Source organism: Hymenobacter sp. YC55 (genome assembly GCF_029433095.1).
GTDB lineage: Bacteria > Bacteroidota > Bacteroidia > Cytophagales > Hymenobacteraceae > Hymenobacter.
Genome location: NZ_JARNTX010000001.1, coordinates 2,476,696 through 2,498,050, shown reverse-complemented (window position 1 = coordinate 2,498,050; position 21,355 = coordinate 2,476,696). Strand labels below are relative to the sequence as shown.

The 21,355-nt window shown below is 57.3% G+C and carries 13 protein-coding genes; 7 read left to right on the top strand and 6 right to left on the bottom strand.

Annotation, left to right across the window (positions count from 1 at the left end):
* Positions 1–167: 167 nt before the first annotated feature.
* Both tnpA and P1X16_RS10555 read right to left on the bottom strand, forming a co-directional pair.
* Complete coding sequence (gene tnpA, locus P1X16_RS10560) at positions 168–629, bottom strand: IS200/IS605 family transposase (protein WP_277228541.1); 462 nt, start codon at positions 627–629, stop codon at positions 168–170.
* 228 nt (positions 630–857) lie between these two features.
* Entirely contained in the window at positions 858–1,283 is a 426-nt protein-coding gene (locus tag P1X16_RS10555) for a hypothetical protein (RefSeq protein WP_277228538.1), read from the bottom strand.
* A 24-nt stretch (positions 1,284–1,307) separates the two neighbouring features.
* Between P1X16_RS10555 and P1X16_RS10550 the strand changes: the two genes are divergently transcribed.
* The 4 genes from P1X16_RS10550 to P1X16_RS10535 all read left to right on the top strand — a co-directional run bounded on the left by P1X16_RS10550 (position 1,308) and on the right by P1X16_RS10535 (position 7,922).
* Positions 1,308–3,938, top strand: a complete 2,631-nt coding sequence (locus tag P1X16_RS10550; RefSeq protein WP_277228535.1) for a polynucleotide kinase-phosphatase — start codon at positions 1,308–1,310, stop codon at positions 3,936–3,938.
* 29 nt (positions 3,939–3,967) lie between these two features.
* Positions 3,968–5,239: a hypothetical protein gene (locus P1X16_RS10545; protein WP_277228532.1), complete on the top strand. Its 1,272-nt coding sequence runs from the start codon at positions 3,968–3,970 to the stop codon at positions 5,237–5,239.
* Between the two features lie 268 nt (positions 5,240–5,507).
* Positions 5,508–6,590, top strand: coding sequence for an alpha/beta hydrolase (locus tag P1X16_RS10540; RefSeq protein ID WP_277228529.1), 1,083 nt, complete (start codon positions 5,508–5,510; stop codon positions 6,588–6,590).
* Between the two features lie 276 nt (positions 6,591–6,866).
* On the top strand, positions 6,867–7,922 hold the full coding sequence (locus P1X16_RS10535) for an SDR family oxidoreductase (protein ID WP_277228525.1): 1,056 nt from the start codon (positions 6,867–6,869) through the stop codon (positions 7,920–7,922).
* Positions 7,923–7,933: 11 nt separating this feature from the next.
* Here the strand turns inward: P1X16_RS10535 and P1X16_RS10530 are convergent, their stop codons facing one another.
* The 3 genes from P1X16_RS10530 to P1X16_RS10520 form a co-directional block, all read right to left on the bottom strand.
* The gene (locus P1X16_RS10530; RefSeq protein ID WP_277228523.1) at positions 7,934–8,977 is read right to left on the bottom strand and encodes a S41 family peptidase; all 1,044 of its coding nucleotides are present in this window, start codon (positions 8,975–8,977) and stop codon (positions 7,934–7,936) included.
* A 570-nt stretch (positions 8,978–9,547) separates the two neighbouring features.
* Positions 9,548–11,269, bottom strand: coding sequence for a M28 family metallopeptidase (locus tag P1X16_RS10525; RefSeq protein ID WP_277228520.1), 1,722 nt, complete (start codon positions 11,267–11,269; stop codon positions 9,548–9,550).
* A 92-nt stretch (positions 11,270–11,361) separates the two neighbouring features.
* The gene (locus tag P1X16_RS10520) at positions 11,362–12,312 is read right to left on the bottom strand and encodes a DUF2268 domain-containing putative Zn-dependent protease (protein ID WP_277228517.1); all 951 of its coding nucleotides are present in this window, start codon (positions 12,310–12,312) and stop codon (positions 11,362–11,364) included.
* A 282-nt stretch (positions 12,313–12,594) separates the two neighbouring features.
* Here P1X16_RS10520 and P1X16_RS10515 point away from each other — a divergent pair, with 282 nt between their 5' ends.
* A complete protein-coding gene (locus P1X16_RS10515) occupies positions 12,595–13,362 on the top strand; it encodes a nucleotidyltransferase domain-containing protein (protein ID WP_277228514.1) in 768 nt (255 codons plus the stop codon).
* Positions 13,363–13,433: 71 nt separating this feature from the next.
* On the top strand, positions 13,434–14,510 hold the full coding sequence (locus tag P1X16_RS10510; RefSeq protein ID WP_277228511.1) for a nucleotidyltransferase domain-containing protein: 1,077 nt from the start codon (positions 13,434–13,436) through the stop codon (positions 14,508–14,510).
* Between the two features lie 65 nt (positions 14,511–14,575).
* Here the strand turns inward: P1X16_RS10510 and P1X16_RS10505 are convergent, their stop codons facing one another.
* A complete protein-coding gene (locus tag P1X16_RS10505; RefSeq protein ID WP_245118307.1) occupies positions 14,576–14,818 on the bottom strand; it encodes a hypothetical protein in 243 nt (80 codons plus the stop codon).
* A gap of 356 nt (positions 14,819–15,174) precedes the next feature.
* Here P1X16_RS10505 and P1X16_RS10500 point away from each other — a divergent pair, with 356 nt between their 5' ends.
* On the top strand, positions 15,175–21,342 hold the full coding sequence (locus P1X16_RS10500; protein WP_277228507.1) for a carboxypeptidase-like regulatory domain-containing protein: 6,168 nt from the start codon (positions 15,175–15,177) through the stop codon (positions 21,340–21,342).
* Positions 21,343–21,355: the final 13 nt, after the last annotated feature.

Below are 21,355 nucleotides of genomic sequence, written 5' to 3'. Positions count from 1 at the left end.
AAAGAGGTGCCGTGCTACCTCTGATAAGGCAGAGCAATAAGACCGACGTTGTGGCTTCTAGGCCGCATAGCGGTCATAGGTTTGTAGCAAAAGCAACAAACAACACAACGTCCTGCGCCGCGTAGCGGTGCCAGAACCGTTACATAAGCTAGTAATTCAATACCAGTTTATTCAATCCACTCAAATAGGTACTTCTCATCGTATTCGATGGCAAATTTTTGCAGCAAGGATATGTATTCGTTTCGGAAACTAGTGCGGGCATGATGCTCCGGCTGACGCTGAATGTATTGCACAACTGCATCCAGCTGCGATTTTGCGTAGGAAAAAGCCCCATAGCCTCGCTGCCATGCAAAATGCTTTGGTAGCAGTTGATTGGTATTAATCCAGGTGCTAGAACTGCCTTTGATCTCACGTACTAAATCTGCAATGGCTTGATCGGGGTGAAGTCCAACAAGTAAGTGCAGATGGTCCGGCATGCAATAGATAGCCAAGACTTTGTGACGATGGTCACGGACAATACCGCAGATATATTGCTGCACCCGTTCCCGAACAGATTCGTTGATTAGTCGCTCGCGCCCATGCACGGCAAAAATGAGGTGGATATATAATTGGGTATATGTATTGGCCATATAATGCTAGAGTATTCTGGCACCGCTACGCGGCGCAACAACATAATAACCTGAATCTACAAACCTGTCACCGCTACGCGGTAGGCAGATGCATGAAGTTGGTTGCTAAATCTGAAAATGGTTGGGCGCGTAGCGGCCCATAGGTTTGTAGAAAAAGCCGTAAGAACGGTTAGCGCCGCGTAGCGGTGCCAGAAACGGTAAGGAGACCATGGAACAGGTACCCGTTCACTAAAGCAGCGTGGTATTTATGAGTTGTTGCAAGTTCAACTGAACCGCTCTTAACTCATCAGCACGACCAAGGTTGACAACAATCAGCCTATTAGCTACGCCATTAGCCTGTAGATAGGCCCTTTCTGCCTGAAAAGGCTGATCATCGAGCCAATAAAAATCTGAACTTGTATCGATGGCTTCTGTCTTAAGTGCATCCCAATTAGTTGGCAGAACTGTATGTTTGAGCTTTTCTATCGTTGATGATGGTAAAAAGTGTGACAGGTAACCAAGTACGGATGCGCTGTCACCTTTGCAATGAGTGGTCAGCCAATAACATTCAAAATGTGAGGTTACAAAATCAATGAACACCTCAACTTCTGGCGCCGCCTGCGTGTGTTTAGTTGTCAATAAAACACCGTCGATATCTAAGTAAAGCTTTGTCATTCGGCAAAATTATCAATTGCTATAATGCCTCAATCCCTAGCAACCCTCAAGCTTCCTGAACTATCCCTCGTCTTGCTCATCGGCACCTCGGGAGCGGGCAAATCCACGTTTGCCCGGCGTCTGTTTAAGCCCACCGAAATCGTGTCGTCGGACCAGTGCCGGGCGCTGGTGGCCGATGATGAGAACGACCAAGCCGCCACGCCCGACGCGTTTGCGTTGCTGCATTACCTAGTGGGCGTGCGCCTCAAGCGCGGCCTGCTCACGGTAGTGGACGCTACCAACGTGCAGCCCGAAGCCCGCAAGACGCTGGTGCAACTGGCCCGCGACTACCACATGCTGCCCACCGCCATCGTCCTCGACGTGCCCGACCATTTGGCCGAGAGCCGCAACCGCGCCCGCGCCGAGCGCCGCCACCTCGGCCGCCACGTGGTACCGCAGCAGCGCATGCAGTTGCGCCGCAGCCTCAAAAGCCTCAAGCACGAAGGGTTCCGCCACATCTACCACCTGAACGGCCCCGAGGAAATCGACGCCGTGACGACCGTAGTGCGCGACCCGCTCTACAACAACCGCAAGCAGGAAACCGGCCCCTTCGACATCATCGGCGACGTACACGGTTGCTACGACGAACTGGTGCAATTGCTCACCAACCTTGGTTATACCATCGAAGCCGAGCCGACGCAGGATGCGCGTGATCTAGGTGTGCGCGTGACGGCGCCCGCTGGCCGCCGGGCTATCTTCCTTGGCGACTTGGTGGACCGAGGACCTGCTTCGCCGGCGGTGCTGCGGCTGGTGATGCGCATGGTGCAAGACGGGGTGGCGCTCTGCGTGCCCGGCAACCACGATATCAAGCTGCTACGCCACCTCAACGGCAAGAAGGTAAACGACCAGCACGGTTTCGCCGAGACGCTGGCGCAACTGGCCACGGAGTCGGATACGTTTAAGAGCCAGGTGCGGCAGTTTCTGGATAGCCTCGTGAGCCACTATGTGCTCGATGGGGGCAAGCTGGTGGTGGCCCACGCCGGCTTGCGTGAAGACATGCAGGGGCGGGGCTCAGGCGCCGTGCGGTCTTTCGCGCTGTTCGGCGAAACCACCGGCGAGATAGACGAGTTTGGCTTGCCGGTCCGCTACAATTGGGCCTTAAAGTACCGCGGCCGGGCCATGGTGGTGTACGGCCACACGCCCGTGCCCGAATCGGAATGGCTCAACAATACCATTGATATTGATACCGGTTGCGTGTTTGGCGGCCAGCTCACCGCTTTGCGTTACCCCGAGCGGGAACTGGTAGCTGTGCCCGCCGCCCGCGTTTACTGCGAGCCGACGCGTCCGCTCAACTACCTGCGCCTCCAACAAGAGCAAGCGGCCGCCAACGCGCAAACCACCCCCGACCTCACCGCGCAGCAACAGCACGATGCCTTGCTCGACATCCGTGACGTGATAGGCAAGCAAATCATTCGGCCGCGCCTGTTGCCTTCTGTCACGATTCGGGAGGAAAACGCCATTGCGGCCTTGGAGGTGATGAGCCGCTTCGCCCTCAACCCCAAGTGGCTGCTTTACCTGCCGCCTACCATGTCGCCGACGGAAACCAGCCCGCTGCCCGATTTGCTGGAGCACCCCACCGAAGCGTTCGACTACTACCGCAAGATGGGGGTGGAGCGCGTGGTGTGCGAGGAAAAGCACATGGGTAGCCGCGTGGTGGTAGTGCTGGCTCGCGACGAGGATGTGGCGCGCCGCCGGTTCGGGGTGATTGGCGAGGGGCCCGGCAAGTGCTACACCCGCACCGGCCGCAACTTTTTCACCGACCCCGACCTGGAAAGTGCCTTCCTAGCCCGGTTGCAAGAGGCGCTAACCGGCGCTGGCTTTTGGGAAAAGCACCAAACCGACTGGCTCTGCCTCGATGCCGAGCTGCTGCCGTGGTCGGCCAAAGCGCAGGACCTAATTAAAAACCAGTATGCCGCTGTAGCTGCCGCGGCCAGCGCCGCGCTGCCCCTGGCCGAAGCTGCGCTAGAGCAAGCCACCGCCCGCAGCATCGACGGCCTCGAAGCGCTGCTGGCTCGCACCACCGCCCGCCGCACCGCCGCCGACCACTACGCCGAGGCCTACCGCCGCTACAGCTGGCCGGTGGAGAGCCTCGCCGATTTGCGGTTGGCGCCCTTCCACCTGCTCGCCACCGAGGGCCGCACTTACTTCGACAAAGACCACGCCTGGCACATGGAAACCCTGCGCGCCCTCAGCCTGCAAGACCATGGTTTGCTACGCGCCACGCCCTACCGCGTAGTCGCCACCCAAGACCCGGCGGAAGTGGAAGCGGCCATCCAGTGGTGGACCGACCTCACGGCCGCCGGGGGCGAAGGCATGGTGGTAAAGCCCTACGACTTCATCCCGAAAGGCTCGAAAACCCTGGTGCAGCCCGCCCTCAAGTGCCGGGGCCGCGAGTACCTGCGTATCATCTACGGCCCCGACTACCTGCTGCCCGGTAACCTGGAGCGCCTGAAGGAGCGCACCGTAAAGGCCAAGCGCAACCTGGCCCTGCGCGAGTTTGCTCTCGGCGTGGAAAGCCTGGAACGATTCGTAGCAGGTGCTCCGCTCCGCGAGGTACACCAATGTGTGTTCGGAGTGCTGGCGCTGGAAAGCGAGGCCGTGGACCCACGGTTGTAAAGCCAGAATCAGCTAATGGTTCTAGGAAAATGAAAAGCTTTCTGCTGCCCTTTACTACACTAATCCTGCTTCTTGCGCTTGTAGTAAGTCCGTATGTGTATCACTCAAAAGCACTTACTGATTTGCGCAACAGGTATTACACGCCACCATCGGATTTCCGGAGGCTGCTGAAGCGTTTTCAGCAGCTTAACGCTATTGATCAAGTTATTACTGCTGAAGACGCGCCTATTTTACCAATAGTGTATGAGGAAAAACAAAGTGGTGGTAAGCATGACTATAGAATTCAGTTTGGGGCTAAAGCGCTTGGGTTACGAAAAAGCCAGGTAGTACTGCATAATCCATTCTCTGCTGTCTCTTTTCCTTTATCGTTCTCGGTGCTCTACCAAGGCAACTTAATCGCCTTATTTGAGCCAGGCTATTTTGCCTGCTATCAAATAAAAGGACTAGAAAGAAATAAGCAACTGGAGCAACAGCTCAATACTAAAGAATTTCAGTATCACTGGTTATTAGATAACCAGCTAGTAGGTCTGTCTGGTAAAAACTATTATGTTTTCTCCAAAGCAGGTCAATGGGAGTTATATAAAAAACCAGTTCCTCTCAAAAAGCAGCCTAAGATATTCGAAGATGAACGTTATATATCCTGCATGACGTGTGATGGAGAGTGGGGTGGCCAAATTTATTTTTACGATAAACAAAAGCAAGTTTACTATTTAGCAGAGGCTACATGTGCAAATTCTATTATTAAGAAAGATGGGAAATATTTCGTTCTAGCATCCCATAGCCATATGTTAGGATTTGCTGACTTTCAGCAGATTAACGACCCCGCTGATTTAACGCGCTGGAGCGGAAAACGAATGCCACAGGATAGGGATTTTGAAAGTCGCCGGCGGGCTAAAATAAGTCGTGGTAGAAAACTGTTTGATTATTTAAGTATAGAGGTGTTATCTGCGTTTACACTAAATGCCGAGCAAGTATTTATAGTCAATTGGAATGGTAGTACCTTTTTAGCTACTTGGGCTAACAATATATTTAGTATTGTTGATCCGTTGTTTGATGATGGATTGTATGCATTTGATCCGGTAACAACCACTTACGGATCAAACCTTATATTAATGAATATAGGCTTGAATAGTGAGAGTCCCACGGAGTCTTCATGTATTCTTGTTTCAGGAAAAGACTTAGTTAAGGTTAACTGGACCAAGGAAACTATATCAAAGCCATCGCCTTATCTAGGAACATTGACGGAAGCTGACATGCTTCTCTTAATAAAAGATTCTGCAGATGCTTTGCCTTCATTATAGGTGCTAATTGCTTTTACTGCTGAAATTTTCAATTGCGATGATATTCATATGGCTAGCACTAACGGCTTATCATTCTATTACAAAATTCTCTCATCATATGTAGCTGCGCCTGTAGACTACAATAAAGTGTGCTTATAGTCGACTTCTCTTTTTAAGTGAATTGCGTATGAACGTAGCTTGGGCGGTGGATAGGATAAAGGACGCAGATGCGTAGCCCTTGTGTCCTTTAGTAAGATCCGCCCAAGATGTTTCTAACAGCAACCAATTCATGCAAAAGAAAACAGCGGCTCTTTTACTGGCTCCAGTCCTGACGGCGGGGTTTCTCACGTGGGTTTGGCGGAGCAAACCCTATACTATTCAGGTAGATAATTGTGCGCGTATCACGACAGCAGGCCGTATCCGGTTGGCCTTGCTGCGTCAGCTCATCAAGGGCGGGGCTTCTCGCCGCAAGGTACACTTCCCGAAAGTAACCATGCGTGCTATCGAGCAGCGGGAGGTGGCTACGGCGCACGGCGCGGCTCCTGTCACGTTTTATTGGCCCGAGGCCACTAATGGGCCGCTGCCGGTGTACGTCAACTTTCACGGCGGTGGCTTCGTGCTTGGCTTCCCGGGGCAGGACGACTTGCTGTGCCAGTACTTGGCGCACCATGCGAAGTGCTTGGTCGTGAACGTTGATTACACGCTGGCCCCCGAGCACCCCTTTCCGGCGGCCATCTACCAGTGCTACGAGGTGGTGAAGTGGGTACACGAGCAAGCGGCTACGCTTGGCTACGATGCCAGCCGCTTGGCCATTGGCGGCCACAGCGCGGGCGGCAGCATTGCGGCAGGGGTGGCGCTGCTGGTGAAAGAGCGGCAGGAGTTTGCGCTGGCGTTGCAGATTCTGGATTATCCTTCGCTCAACCTAGCCGAACGCACCAGCCACAAGCACGTCGTGCGCCGCAAGAAGCAGGTACTTTCTGTTGAGTTGGCGTCGTTTTTTAAGCACATGTACGTGCCTTGTCCCGCCGACCGCCTCAATCCGCTGGCGTCACCGTTGCTGGCCGAAGACCTAACCGGCCTGGCGCCCGCCCTCATCATCACGGCTGAGTACGACCTATTGCGCGACGACGGCAACGAATATGCGCAGAAATTGCGCGAGCAGGGCGTGGCCGTCACGCATCAAGAGTTTGAAGGCGTGGACCATGCTTTCACTCACTTCGGCCCCCAAGAGCCCGCCCAACGCGCCTGGAATCTGATGGCTACTTCCCTGAAACAGGCCCTTCACGAAGCCGTTCAACCCAACATAGTAGCCGAAACATCCGCGGATACGGTAACTGCAATGGCATCAAACGTCGTACTACCACACTCCTAAAAGCCAATCTAGCCCAAACAAAAGAACGGTCATGCTGAGCTTGCCGAAGCACTCCGCGTGCTGACACATGAGTAGTAACCGTCATGCTGAGCGGAGTCGAAGCATCTCGCTCGACTCGTTGCACTGCTAAAAGGGTTTACCACACTAGCGAGATGCTTCGACTGCGCTCAGCATGACGGTCATATCGTATTGGTAACCTCAGCACGCGAGGTGCTTCGGCAGCACCTCTGCATGACGGGCTAGGGGATAGGACCTTGACATTTAAACCACTTCTGTATGCCTACTAACACCATTCTTGTAGTCGGCGGCAACGGCATTATTGGCCGCAATGCTGTCAGCTACCTGCTTTCTACCGGCAACTGGAACACCCTGGTCACGTCGGCCTCGGCACTGGATTATGAAACCTCGGCGCACTATGTGCAGCTGGATTTGTTGGACCCGGAAGCGGTAGCCAAGCAGGCCGAGGAGTTGCGCGAGGTTACGCACGTGCTCTACGCGGCGTACATCGAAGGCAAAACCCTCGCCGCCCAAACGGACGTGAACCTGGCCTTGCTGCGCAACCTCGTGACCGGCCTGGAACAAGTGGCTCCCAACTTCCGGCATGTCACTTTCATTCAGGGTGGTAAGGCCTACGGTGCTCACCTTGGCCGCTACAAAACGCCGGCCTTGGAAGCCGACCCGCGTCATTTCCCGCCGAACTTCTACTACAGCCAGGAGGACTTTCTGCGCGAGCAGTCCGCCGGCAAATCGTGGAGCTGGACGGCCGTACGCCCCGATATTGTGGTAGGATTTGCCGTGGGCAACCCCATGAACTTGGCTAATCTGATAGCCGTGTACGCCAGCTTGTGCAAAGAACTTAAGGTGCCGTTCCGCTTTCCGGGCAGCTTGCAGGCCTATCAGGTACTGGTGAACGTGACCGATGCCACGCTGCTGGCCAAAGGCATGGAGTGGGTGGCGACGCACGACGAATGCCGCGAAGAAATCTACAACGTCACCAACGGGGACGTCTTCCGCTGGAGCCAGCTGTGGCCGAAGTTCGCCGAGTATTTCGGGGTGGAATACGCCGAGCCCATCACGTTTCCGCTGCAAGAGTACATGGCCGATAAAGCGGAGCTGTGGCAGCAAATGGTGCAGAAGTACAACCTTAAACCTCATACCTTGGACGAGCTAGCGCAGTGGCCCTTCGGCGACTTTATTTTCAACGTGGAAGCAGATGCCTTTTTCGACGTCAACAAGCTGCGCCGCGCGGGTTTCCACGACATGCACCTCGACAGCTTCACGTCCTTCCGCAATCAGTTCGAGCAGCTGAAAGCCGAGAAAATCATCCCGTAGCGAAAAGCGTGTTATTTAGTTTTGCTTGCCGTTTTCAGCCACTTTAGGGCCGCTGCTACTTTCGTGTCTTTGGTCAGGTCCGTGAAGTTGTCACCGCCGGTAATAAGCTCGTCGGGTGTGACATTGGAGCGGTATACAGCTTTGTTGCGGTCGGTTTCCTGCATGACAGCAATGGTGAGGTAGGAATTGCCGCTGATGCGGTAGCTATTATTGGCGGTCATGGCGCCGTAGGTAGGCTCCCCGAAAAAGCGGGTCGCGGGGCGACCTTTCAGGCTAATGGCAACAATTTCGCCGGAGCTGGCAGTCATGCCGCTCACGAGTACGGCCACGGGCTTATCGGTTTTCCGAACGGGGCAGCGGTTTTGCAAGGTGGTCACCTGTAGGGTATCCATGTAGAAGTTGCCTTGCTTGAGGTACCACTGCTCATCAGGCTTGCCGTCCTTATCCACGAAGCCGCCCAGGTAGCCGTCGCCGATGAGGGGAGCAATGCCGGCGAGCATGGGCGCCATGGCGCCGCCGGTGTTCAGGCGCAGATCGATAATCCAGGCTTTGGCTTTATCGGGGTTGAGGCGGCAAAGGGAATCCTGCACCACTTTGGCCGCGTTGCGCATGGCTTGTAAGCTGCCGCCAGCGTTGATGCCCGGCAACTGCACGTAGCCCACGTTGCCGGGTAGCATTTTCACTAGTACGCCCGGTTTCTTGGCAATGGCCTCTTTCACGGCAGTGTTGGCGTAGGCGGGGCGAGCGGCGTTGTGCCACTTGTAGGTTTTGCCTTGGTATGTCAGCCAGCCATGGTCATCCTTCAACTGCTCGAACACAAACGGGTAAATCGGCAGCAACTCCCGCACCGACTGCGCGCCTTGAACCTTCTGATACACTGTCTGGCGCAGCTGGGGCCAATTTACAGTGCCACGTTCCAGCGAGTACGTCTCCAGCAGCGTCAGACTCTTATCCAGAAAGGTCTTAACAGAATCGGGAAGTGGAGCGAGGGGAGTTTGGGCACTAGATGTGGAGGTAGCCGCCACGCATATGGTCAGTACCAATAATTTTTTCATATCGGGAAGATGCAGCTTCCGCCGAGATGCTTAACAAGTGCCATGTCTGTTCACTATTTTTAAGAATTAATGACTGCACGATCATGCTGACTACGACTACCTATATGCTGTTTTTATGCGTTGGTAGCACGCTTTTTATTTCCTGTACAGGAAAGCCCGAGGTCCAGGAAATAGCGCCCCTTGGGATGCTCGTGGACGAAGATAGTTTGCTTGTGGGAAGGACAAACCTGCAAAAAGCCTGCGCATCATTGCATATCCAGAAGACCAATTCATATGAGGAAACCTATTGCAGTGTTGTTGATTCTAATAGGAGCATACTGCGGGATACAATGTGGTATAGCTGCTATGTAGAGTATGATGCTTATAGACTGTGCTTTGCGGGCAGCAGTAAACGACGAATGCAGTTAACTTCCATTACAAAACAACAACGCGGACGAGATGCTTGGGGACATGCATTGCCTCTGTTGACTGTAGCAGCAATCAGAGAGTCTCGGCACCCATTAATAGGGTACTGTCTCTGCCATCATGAATGATTTTAAATCCGCTGCCTACTCTTCACCAGTAGATGGACTACTTCCCGGCCATACTCTTGTCCCGCGCGCCTTTGAACTCCGAGCCGGCGCGCCACTGCGGGAACGTGGTTTCGCCAGCCAAGCGCTGGCCGACGCGGAAGTAGAGCTGGGCATCCTGGGCTATTCCCGACAGGTCCCAACTCGGGTCGAACTGGTCGGCGGGCTTGTGGTACATGTTGGTGGTATAGTTCTGGCGCTGCTGGGCAATGTACTCCTTGCCTCGGGTGCGGCTCTCGAAGCCGCCGCTGGCGTAGAGGGACGGCACGCCCACGTGGGCGAAGTTGAAGTGGTCGGAGCGGTAGAACATGCCGGTTTCGGGAGTTTGGTCGGGCAGCACGTAGCGGTCTTGCTCTTTGGCTGCCGCGCGGGCATAGTCCTCCAGCTCTGATTGACCGTAGCCGATGACGGTCAGGTCTTTCATCTCACCGTAGGGCCAGAGCATGTCCATGTTCAGGTCGGCTACGGTTTTGTTGAGGGGGTAGGGCGGGTGCTGGGCGTAGTAGGCCGAGCCGAGCAAGCCCTGCTCTTCGCCGGTTACGGCCAGGAATACAATGCTGCGGGCTGGCTTCTGCGGTGCTTTTTGGAACGCTTCGGCGATGCTCAGCAAGGCAGCCAGGCCGGTACCATCGTCCACGGCGCCGTTGTAGATGGAGTCGCCGGCAATGGCTTTGCCCACCCCAAAATGGTCCCAATGCGCCGAGTAGACAATGTATTCGTTGGCGCGGGTAGTGCCGGGCAGCACGGCCAGCACGTTGCGGCTGGTCTGGCGGCGGAGCTTGTTGGCTATGCTGGCCGTAAGCGTAAGGTCGCCGAGGGGGCGGGGGCGGAAGCCGGGCTTGTTGGCCGCGGCGTAGAGTTGGTCGTAGTTCTGGCCGGCGGCCTGGAACAGCTTCTTGGCGGCGTCCATGGTCAGCCAGCCTTCCAGGGCGCACTTATCGGCGCCTTTATTAGGCGTTTGGGCGCGCAGCTTCGGGCTGGTGGCCCCACTCAACACCACCGACCAGGGGTAGGCAGCCGGCTTGGTGTCGTGCACAATCAGCACACCGGCCGCGCCGTGGCGGGCGGCTTCCTCGTATTTATAGGTCCAGCGGCCGTAGTAGGTCATGGCCTTACCGTTGAAGAACGTGGTGTCATTGCCGGCATTGCCGGGGTCGTTGACGAGCACCACCACCGTTTTGCCTTTCACGTCGAGGCCCGCGTAGTCATCCCACTTGTATTCGGGCGCCACCACGCCGTAGCCGGCAAACACCAGCGGCGAGTTCGTGACGGGCACCTGTGGTTGCTCGCGCTGCGTAAAGGCTACGAAATCAGTTTTGTAGTTGAAGCTCAGGTTCTGGCCGCTGCCCTTTATTTGCATAGTGGCAGAGGGGGTGCCGGTAATTTCCACCATAGGCACAGCCTGGAAGTAGCTGCCATCGGGGCCGGTCTGGAGACCGAGCTGTTTGAACTGGTCGGCTAGGTACTTGGTACTGCGCTCTTCACCCACCGTGAACGGCTTGCGGCCTTGCATTTCATCGGAAGAAACGGCTTGCAGGTACTTGCTGATGCTGGCCGTTGAAATAACGCCGGCTGGGGTAGCATCAGGTGCGGCAGCGGAATCAGCAGTGGTAGCTGCGTCAGCAGTAGCGTTGGACTTGGATTGACAGCCGCTCAAAGCCAAGCCAAGTAATACGGAGGCCGTTAGCGGACGAGTACAGGAAAGCAGGAAGGAAAGAGTCATAAAGGCATGTAGGTTGCTAGTTTGGCTGCCAGCGTGTAGAGCCAAGCCGCGCTTGAATTTTGGAAATGTAAGGCAAACTGCGGCCTTCCCCGTCACTGCTTGCTGGATTTTTCCTCGTAGCCGCTTTGCTTTAGAAAGAATTCAAAGTCTTTGGTGGTAAGCATATCAGCTAGAGCTTGCTTCTTGTCGGTAACCCGGGCGTAATAAGACTGACAGATTTTATAGCCTACATAATAGCCTAAATCACAGGGCTTTTCAGGGGTTTCTTGTTCGGAGTTGGCCAGCCAGTTTTTGGTGTTAGTGCCGTGCATTTCTTGCTGAAAGGCGAGCCACAATTGCTGTTCGTGGGCATTGCCGTACAGATGTAGGCGAGCATTATTGCCGAGCGAGCCAGTTACTAATTCTGCTACGAAGTCGGCCATGCCTTCCCGAATAGCAGCGCTAAGTAAGGTGCCGTCATTGCGCTGCTGGACGTTGTGAATCATTTCATGCGTTACCAGATTAGGCATGTTGGTGACGTGGCCGCAACGATTGCGCTGCACCAACGACAGTTCCGAGGTGTCTACGCCGGGACCGTTGGCCGTTTGGTCGGCACCGATAAGTAACCCAGGCGGCTGGGCGGTGCTACCGGCAAAACCGCCGATTACGAAATAGATGTGATTGAAGCGCACCGGCGGATACAGTTCCTGCAACCGCCGGAAGGCTGCTAGTATCTGCGGTTTTTGCTCGGCTATGGCTAGCGTGGTTTGCCGCACCGAGGCGTAGTAGCGCGGCCGTTGGGTGATACGGCGGGCAAAAATTACTGGGTCGGACTTGTATTTGCGCGCATAATACTCTTGAAGACCCTCAGAGGCCCTGCTGAAATATTGATCTTGAAAAACCTGATAAGCCCGAGCGGTATCACGCATGGCAACAGGGTAGGCCTTCCAGAAATTATCGATGTCTTTCGTAACCAGCTTAATATCCTCCACACGCTGAATGCTCGAGCATTGGGTGAGGTTGAATAGCAACAGCGTTCCTAGACTTGTAAGTAGCAGGCGCATAGAAGCAAAAAGGGGGATCGTTTCATTTTCTAGGTTGCTGGTTCTTAATGGAGTAACAAGTGATACGGCGGCCTAGATTTAGTTATTTCACCGGCATAAATACACCGATAATAGTGCACAGAACAATATGTCAACTGCTGGCAAGCGGTTATCAGTTGAAATATTATATCGACCAAATTAGCCTAGTGCGGACCTTATGTTTGCATTATGCCCAAACATACGGCGGAGATTATCTTGCAGAATATTGTCAAGGTTATGCCTTTGGTAATTTATAATTCTCCTATGCTCGCCCGCATCCAAACTGCTCTTAGCCAACTCGAAGCCGCCCACGGTATCCAAATTCTCTATGCGTGCGAGTCGGGTAGCCGGGCCTGGGGCTTTCCCTCCGCGGATTCCGACTACGACGTGCGGTTCATCTACGCCCACCCCACCGACTGGTACTTGACTCTTGATGAGGGCGCTGACACGCTCAACTTTCCAGTAGACGACGAACTGGACCTGGCCGGTTGGGAGCTGCGCAAAGCGCTAAAGCTGCTACGCGGCTCCAATGCGGCGCTTTTCGAATGGCTACAGTCGCCGGTGGTGTATGCGGAAACGACCGACTTTCAAGCGAAACTGACGCCGCACCTGACAAGCTGCTGGAACGCGCGGGCGGGGCTGAATCACTACACCGGACTGATGCGACGCGGGGTAGAAGACGATTTGGTTGCGGCAGACGTGCGGTTGAAGCGGCTTTTTTACGCCCTGCGCTCCTCGCTGGCGGCCCGCTGGATTCAGCTGCACCCCACCGAGGTGCCGCCCATGGAGTTTCGGTTGTTGCGCCAAGTGCTGCCGCAAGAGCTGAACGATACCGTAGACGAGTTGCTGGCTCGAAAGGCCACGGCAGACGAGAAAACCACGGTACCTCGTCCGGCGCTACTGGTCGATTTTCTGCAAGCGGAATACGAGGCCGCGCTGGCAGCACGCGCCACGCTGCCCATTACAAGAGTAGCCGATCCTACGCCCGCGCTAGACGCCTTGTTCCGAACCTTGCTTGTAGCTTCTTCCTAAATCTTTCGCGGACTTCTACGAACCCCTTGCCTCCGTTGCACGAATCAGCATCCGCGCCGAAAGCACAGCCCATGACCATTTCCGACCTGCGCCAGCGCGGCCTTATTCTCTTTGAAGCCATCAGCGGCAGCCGCGCCTACGGTACCAATTTGCCTCATTCCGATACCGATTTGAAAGGCGTATTTATTCTGCCGGAAGAAGAGTTTTACGGGCTCGAATACGTGCCGCAGGTGGCCAATGCCACCAACGACGAGGTGTTTTACGAGCTGCGCCGCTTCGTAGAGCTCTTGCTCAAAAACAACCCCACCGTGCTGGAACTGCTCGGCACCCCGCCCGACTGCGTGGTATACCGCCACCCGCTGTTCGAGGCGTTTCGAGCCGAAGATTTTCTCTCCAAGCTTTGCCGCCAAAGTTTTGCAGAGTATGCCATAGCGCAGATTCGCAAAGCCAAAGGCTTGAACAAGAAAATCAACCATCCCGAGCCCCCAAGCCGTAAATCGGTGCTTGATTTTTGTTACGTGACCGTAGGCGCGGGCGCGCAGCCGGTGCAGCAGTGGCTAACCCGGCAGGGCCTCAGCGCCGCGCAGTGCGGCTTAGCCAACGTGCCCCATCTCACCGACCTCTACGCCGTTTTCATCGACGAAGACCCTGACGGCGGCTACGGCTACCGGGGCCTCGTGCGCGACCCGGCAACTTCGCAGGATGTGCTGCTGTCGGCGGTGCCAAAAGGAGAGGAGCCGGTGGCGTATTTAAGTTTCAACCGCAACGGTTACAGCACCTACTGTCGGGTGTTTCGGGAGTACCACGAGTGGGTCGCCAAGCGCAATGCCGAGCGGTACGAAAACACGGTGCAACATGGCAAAAACTACGACGCCAAAAATATGCTGCATGTGTTTCGGCTGTTGCGCATGGCCGAGGAAATTGCCCTGAACAGCCAGCTCCAGGTGCGCCGCCCCGACCGGGAGTTTCTGCTAGCCATCCGCCGGGGCGAGTTCGAGTACGAGGAACTAGTGCAGCAAGCAGAAACCCTAGTGAAGCGGGTGGAGGCAGCCTTTGCCGCATCCAGCCTACCCGAGGCCCCCGACAAAGCCGCCACTGAGCTACTGCTGGTTCAAACACGGCGGGCGTGGTACGGAGCTGCTAAATAGCAAAGGCCCTTCGCCAAGTGCAGGAGAAGGGCCTTTCTATGGAAGCTACTTAAGTGAAGGCTTGCTCAGATGCGGCTGGAGCGAGTCTGAGTGCGCTTCACTTTAGCGCGGCTGCCTTTGAAGTTGAATAAGCTACGGTGGCCGCGTTTGCGGTGGCCTTTGTAAATTTTATAGCTGGGGCGGTGCGTGTACCGCTTGGCTTTCATCTTGGCGCGAGCATAGGCAGTAGGGCGGCCCGCTTCGGCCGGGGTAGATTCAACACCACTTACGAGTAGCAGGGCAAAAAACAGCAGCAGAGTCCGGATCATAGGGAGTAGGGGTCAGAGTTTACTTACACTTCTATAAACTCAAGAGTGGGGCCAGAAATTGTGCTTCATCCAGAAAACTTGAAATAGTTTCATTATGCTGCGCGTAAAAATTTTGTTATGAGCATGTTAAGTTAAATTTATTCTGGAAAAATTTTAATCGATTCAAGCAAGGACAGAAGTTGTTGCTGTGGTTTTACATAGTCTGTCTGCTACCATAAAGCGCTACAGGCACTTAGAAAGGCGCACTAGGTAGTGGCGAAGCGTATAGAAAGGAGTGCCCTAAAAAAAGTACCTCGTCTGTATGGAATTCAATAGGAAGTGGCATCGGTAGAGAAACGCTCTATCCTTTCCCGCCTATGTCCCGATTCTTACTCACCTTGCTACTCCTGTTTTGGCTGTTTCCTCTGACGCTGCCCGCGCAGCAAAAGCTGGCCCGCGCCCGCCAGCGCAGCTACCTCACCAAAGTATTTCAGCTTACTGAGGCGCAAACCCGGCAACTGTACGAGCAAAACTTAGGCGCCGTCCGGCCCGAGTTCTTCACGCAGCCCGTCGATTCTTTCCCGACCGATAGTGTGCAGATGGCTTTCCGGCGTCCGTTGCCGGCTGGCTACTATCTAGTGGCGCATACCGAAGGGCCGCAGCTGGTGTACTGGCTGCGTTCCGTCACCGACCGTCAGCTTACTATTATCGACAACCAAGTGGACCTGACGGTGCTGGTGCGCGATTCGCTTGGGCACGTGCTGGAAGATGCCCGCGTGACGCTGCCCAAAAACCGACTGGTGCCCTACGATGCCGCTACCCACACCTACCGCCTGCCCGGTAAGGCCAGCCGGCCGGGGCTGCTGGCCGTAACGCACTGCGGGCGCACTACTTACCATGCTCTAAACCAAACATTTCCTTCGCAGCGAGGAACCCGCCGCTCGGCGCTAACTTGGCGCCGGGTGGTAGGGCGCGTAGTGTACGGTTTCCCCTTGGGCTACCTCACGCGGCCAACGCGCAATTTGGTATACAGCCTGCTACATCCTTCCTACGCAACCACCGGGCTGGTGGGCTTGCTGCGCTCGGTGTTCAACGAAGACGTGCGCGACGAGCGGCAAGCCCGCCGGCAAGACAAGCGGGACGGGGAGTGGGCAAGCTATTTGGCGCTGAGCAAACCCCGCTACCGACCTTCTGGCGACACCCTGCGCCTAAAGGCCCGCATCTTGCGCTCACGCGACGGCCGGCCCTACCGGAAGCCGCTGGAGTTGCGCCTATCCGATGGCTACCCCTCCAAGCCCCGTACCATTGCCGTGCTCCAACCCGTGCGGCCCGGTTCCTACGAATACGAACTGCCGCTAACCGACACCCTCGGCCTGCGCTCCGACAAATCGGTGAGCGTGCAGCTGGTGCAGCCCGGCAACCGGGGTAAGACACTGGTTGACGGCAGCTTTCGACTGGAAGATTATGAGCTCAACAACACCCGCTACACCCTGCGTGCCGCCGAAACCCCGCACCGGCGCGGCACTACGCAGGCGCTGTTTCTGCGTGGCCAGGATGCCAACGAACTGAATCTGCTCGATGCGCGGGTGCGCCTGAGCGTGACGCCCGCCACTGTGGGCAGCTTTCCCGGCCGGCAGGTGTTTGTGCCCGATACGCTGTGGACCCGCGCTCAAACTCTAGATGCCACCGGCGAAACCCGCCTCAACCTCCCCGAAACCAGTTTGCCACCCGCCAGCCTGACCTACCAGGTGCAGGCCACGTTCCTCAACGGTGACAACGAGCGGCGCATCGAGTCAACGTCGGTGCCTTACGAACTCGACCCCGGCGAAATCATGCTGACGCTGCAACACGATACGGTGGTGGCCTGCTACCTGGTGCGCGGCAAGGAAAGCCCACATACGGCCACGCTGGACGTGCAAACCGTCAACTTCAATGGCATTACCTCGCAGGCAAGCAGCTCCGTAACGCTGCCATTTACCCGCCCTGTAGACCCGCGCGCTACCAGCTACCGCCTCACCGATGCCGTGGGCCACCAAGCTACATTGCGCCTCGATGAAAGCAACGCGGACCTGCTGCTGCGCTCCGACCGGTCGACCGATTCTGTGGTGCTGGCCGTTGAAAACCCGCGGCGGTTGTCTTTCTGGTATTACCTCTACCGGGGCAACGAACTGATGCGGCGCGGCTACAGCACCGACCTGGCCTTGGCGTTGCCTGCGCCGGGGCCGGAACCGTGGTATATGTCGCTGCACTACTTTTGGGCGGGTGCGCTGCGCAGTGTTGAATACAATGTGCCACTGCCGCAGCACCGCCTGCTGGTGCAGGCCGAGCAGCCCGACGTGGTGTATCCGGGGCAGCGGGTGCAACTGCGCTACACTGTCACGGATGGGGGTGGGCAACCCGTGCCCAACGCCGACCTTACGGCCTACGCTCACACCAGCAAGTTCGAGGTAGCCAGCGCACCGACGTTGCCGGATTTCGAGTTGCCAGTGGCCGGTCGGTTGTCGTTGCGGAGGTTTCAGTTGGGGACTACCTTCGAGAATAAGGTGGATAATCCCGGCCGGAAACCCTTGGAATGGGGTGCCTGGCGCAAGCGCCTCGGCCTCGATTCGTTGCGGTTCTACCAGTTTCTGTACCCCGACTACGGCACATTCCACGAGTACCAACCCGCGCCGGGCGGCATCACGCAGCTTTCGCCGTTCGTGGTCGATTCGGGGCGGGTGCAGCCCACGGTGGCCGTATATGTGGATGGCGTGCCGGTGTACGTGGCGGCCGTCAACCACGAAGAGCCCTTCGCCCTGGTAGCCGACAGTGGGCAGCATACCGTGGCCATTCGCACGCCCACTAGCCTGGTTACCCTGCGCGGCGTGTACCTGCGGCATCTACACAAGCTTACCCTCAGCATCGACCCCAACCGGCCCTGCCACGAGCTGACTGTAGAAAAGCGCGGCCTCCTGACGCCGGCGGAAGTGCAGGAGCTACAACGGTACCTGCTTCTGATAGACCGTAGTGCTATAAACGAGCGGGTACTGCTGCGCCAGGGCAACCGGCTGCAACCCCTCGGCGCCGGCCGCCCCATTGCAAGCAACAGGGACGCCAACCAGCGCTACGATTACGCGTCCTACGGCCACAACAGCAACCAGACGTACCTCGCCGGCCCTTTCCGGCCCGATTCGGTGTTGCTGCGTCGCACCGACGGCCTGCGCCGTCGGTTTCTGCTAGAGCCCATGTACCGCTATACTTTCGAAGCGGGGCTGCTGAAAATGCGTTGTGTGCAGGGCAGTGAGTTCGGAGGATTGACAGCAGCTACTTCCTTCAATCCGTTGCCATTCACCGACTTCGCTTACACCGAGGCTGATATGATGCCGCGCCCCGCCACTAATTTCTATGAGGCCCCAAGCCCCGAGCCGGTACTCAACAATCCGTTCAGCACGCCCACCGGGCAGGGTCGGTTGGTGCTGCGGTTGCCCTTGCCTAAGGCGGATGGGCGCGAAACCCTGCCGCCGGTGCTTTACACGCTGATTTCGCAGCCCGGCAACACCAAGTTCGTGCGGCTGGAACGGTATCTGCCTCAAACCATTCACGCCCTGCCTACGGGTCGCTACCGGGTGGCTCTGCTGCTGGCTGACAGCACGGTGCTGGCTCCTAATGCTGACGTGCGTATTCAGCCCAACGGCACCACCTACGTGCAACTGGAACGCGCTGATTTGCTGCCCAAAGGTGCTGGCAGCCAAGCGTTGCGCCGTCGATTTGCGCGGTTAGTGCGCGAGCGGCTTCCCAAGTACGGGCTGTCTTTCAGGCGGGAACTTCGAGAGGAACGCCGCGAAATCAAGGTAACGGTGCCCGTAGTGCCGCAGGCTGGCTGGCGGGTTCAGCGCGGCCGGGTGGAAGACAAGGAAACCGGTGAAGGATTGCCCGGCGTCACGGTGTTGCTAAAGGGCACCACCATCGGCGTTTCCACGCAGGAGGATGGCAGCTTCGAACTGAGCGTACCGCCGGCGGGCATACTTACGTTTTCCTTTGTTGGATACGTGCCACAAGATCATCAACTCGATGGCCGCGACATAGTGGTAGGAATGGCCGGCGATATCAAAGAGCTGAGCGAGGTGGTCGTGGTGGGCTATGGAGCGCAACGCCGTAGCTACCTTGTCGGCGCAGTTTCCACCGTAACAAGCAGCGCTCTGCAAGGCCGGGTGGCGGGCGTTGCCATCAATGGGCAGTCAAGTGGTTCACTGGCCGTAAGAATCCGGGGTGCTAGTTCCGTCAGCGGCAACGGCGAGCCGCTCCTGATTGTAGACGGGCTGCCGTTTAATGGCAAGCAGTCCGACCTCAACCCCGACGATATTAGCAGCGTCAACGTGTTGAAAGGAGCGGAGGCCGCGGCGACTTTCGGTTCGCGGGCCGCCAATGGCGTCATTATCATCAGCACCAAATCCGGTATCGGGGGCCGTACGGCAGCGGGCCTTGCCTCCGCCGAAGCTACTGGCGCGGATGGTTTGCCGCTCGCTGGCCGCGACCCGCGCCTGGCGCTGCGCCGCCGCTTCTCCGATTCCGGCTGGTGGCGCCCCACCCTCGTCACCGACCAGCAGGGCCGCGCCAGCACCGAGGTAGTGGTGCCCGACGACATCACCGGGTGGGACACCTTCGTGCTGGCTTCCGACGACCACGCTCGTACCGGTAGTTTCACTGCGCTCATGCGCTCCTTTAAAGCCGTGATGGGGGAACTGGCTGCTCCGCGCTTCCTTGTGCAGGGCGACCGGGCGCAGCTTATCGGCAAAACCCTGAACTATCTCCCCGACACCGCCCAAGTCACCACCACCTTTCGGGTAGGCGATGGTCCGGCCCGCACGCAGCGCCACCAGGTAGCCACTGCCGTGCTCGATACCCTGACCTTCACCGCGCCCACTGGTGTTGATTCCGTGCAGGTTAGCTTTGCCCTAGCGCAGCCCAACGGCTACCAAGACGGCGAGCTGCGTTATATTCCGGTGCTACCGGCCGGTACGCGGGAGCGGGTTGGCACCTTCGCCGTACTCACCGCCCGCGACACCACGCTCACGCTGCCCGTGCGGCCGGAGCTCGGTGAAGTGACGGTGCGCCTAGAAAGCGACCCGCTGCCCGCCTTGCTCGAAGAAATTCGTCACGTCCAGCGCTACGCCTACCTTTGCAACGAGCAAGCCGCCTCCAAACTCAAAACCCTGCTGCTCGAACAGCGCATTCGGGAAATCACCAAGCAGCCTTTCACCGGGGAGAAGGACGTAAACCGGCTCATTCGGCATCTGCTGCGGGGCCGACACCAGCCCGAGGGCTTGTGGGGCACCTGGCCGAACGCTGACGTAAGTCCATGGGCTACGCTGCACGTACTAGAGGCCCTGCTCGACGCCGAAAAGCAAGGCTACGCCGTGAAGCTCGACCGAGACGCCCTGCGACTTTATTTGCTTAAGCAGCTTGATAACGCCTTTGCCGATGCCGCCGTCCGGCTGTCACTAGCCTCGTCCCAAGCCGGGCAGCGCCTTGGGTTCAACGAGCTATACTTCCGTTCCGACGACGACCGTATCCGGCTGCTTCAAGCCCTGCACCGCCTTGGTGCACAGCCGGATTTTCAAAGCTATGTGCTACGCCTGGAGCGCGAGCATAAAGGCCGCCAGCCCCTCGACCGGTACCTGGCCCTTACCAATCTGCGTCAGCAGCTGGGCCTGCCTTATCAGCTCGATACGCTCCGGCGCTACCGGCTGCGTACCGAGCTAGGCGGCGTATTCTATGCCGACACCCTGCGCACCGGTTCGTACTACCGCTTTCTACTGCCCGACCGTATCGGCAACACGCTGCTGGCCTACCGGCTGCTGCGTGCCAAGGGTGGCCAGGAAGTGGAGCTGACGCGCATTCGCACGTATCTGCTCAATCAGCGACGCACCGCTAGCCACTGGAGCAGCACCTACGAGGCCGCGCAGATCCTGGAAACCATAGTTCCCGACTTGCTGGTACCGGGCGGTGGGGGCCTGGCAGCACGGGCACAGCTCAGCGGCGCGCTCCAGCAGGAGGTGCGCGAGTTTCCATTTGAAGTGAAGGTGCCGGCGTCGGCGGGGCCGCTGACGCTGCACAAGGAGGGTGGGCTGCCCGTGTATGCCACGGCGTATCAGTCGTTTTGGAATGCCACGCCCGAGGCCAAAGTGGCCCCGTTCATCGTCAGCACCAAGCTGGCCGGGCAGGAGGGAAGCCGGGTGAAGCTGCGCGCTGGTCAGCCCACCGAGCTGCTGGTAACCGTGGACGTGAAGGCCGAGGCCCGCTACGTGCTACTCGAAGTGCCAATTCCGGCCGGCTGCTCCTACGGCGAGAAGGAGCGCGGCAATTCCTTTGAAGTGCACCGCGAGTACCTGCGCCACCAAACGGGCATTTTCATGGATGTGCTGCCCGTTGGCCGCCATACGTTCCGCATTGCGCTGCAGCCGCGCTACCGGGGCCGCTACACCGTCAATCCAGCCAAAGCCGAACTGATGTACTTCCCCACCCGCTTCGGCCGCTCAGCCAGCAAGCAGGCGGTGGTGGAGTAAAAGGTGAAATTGT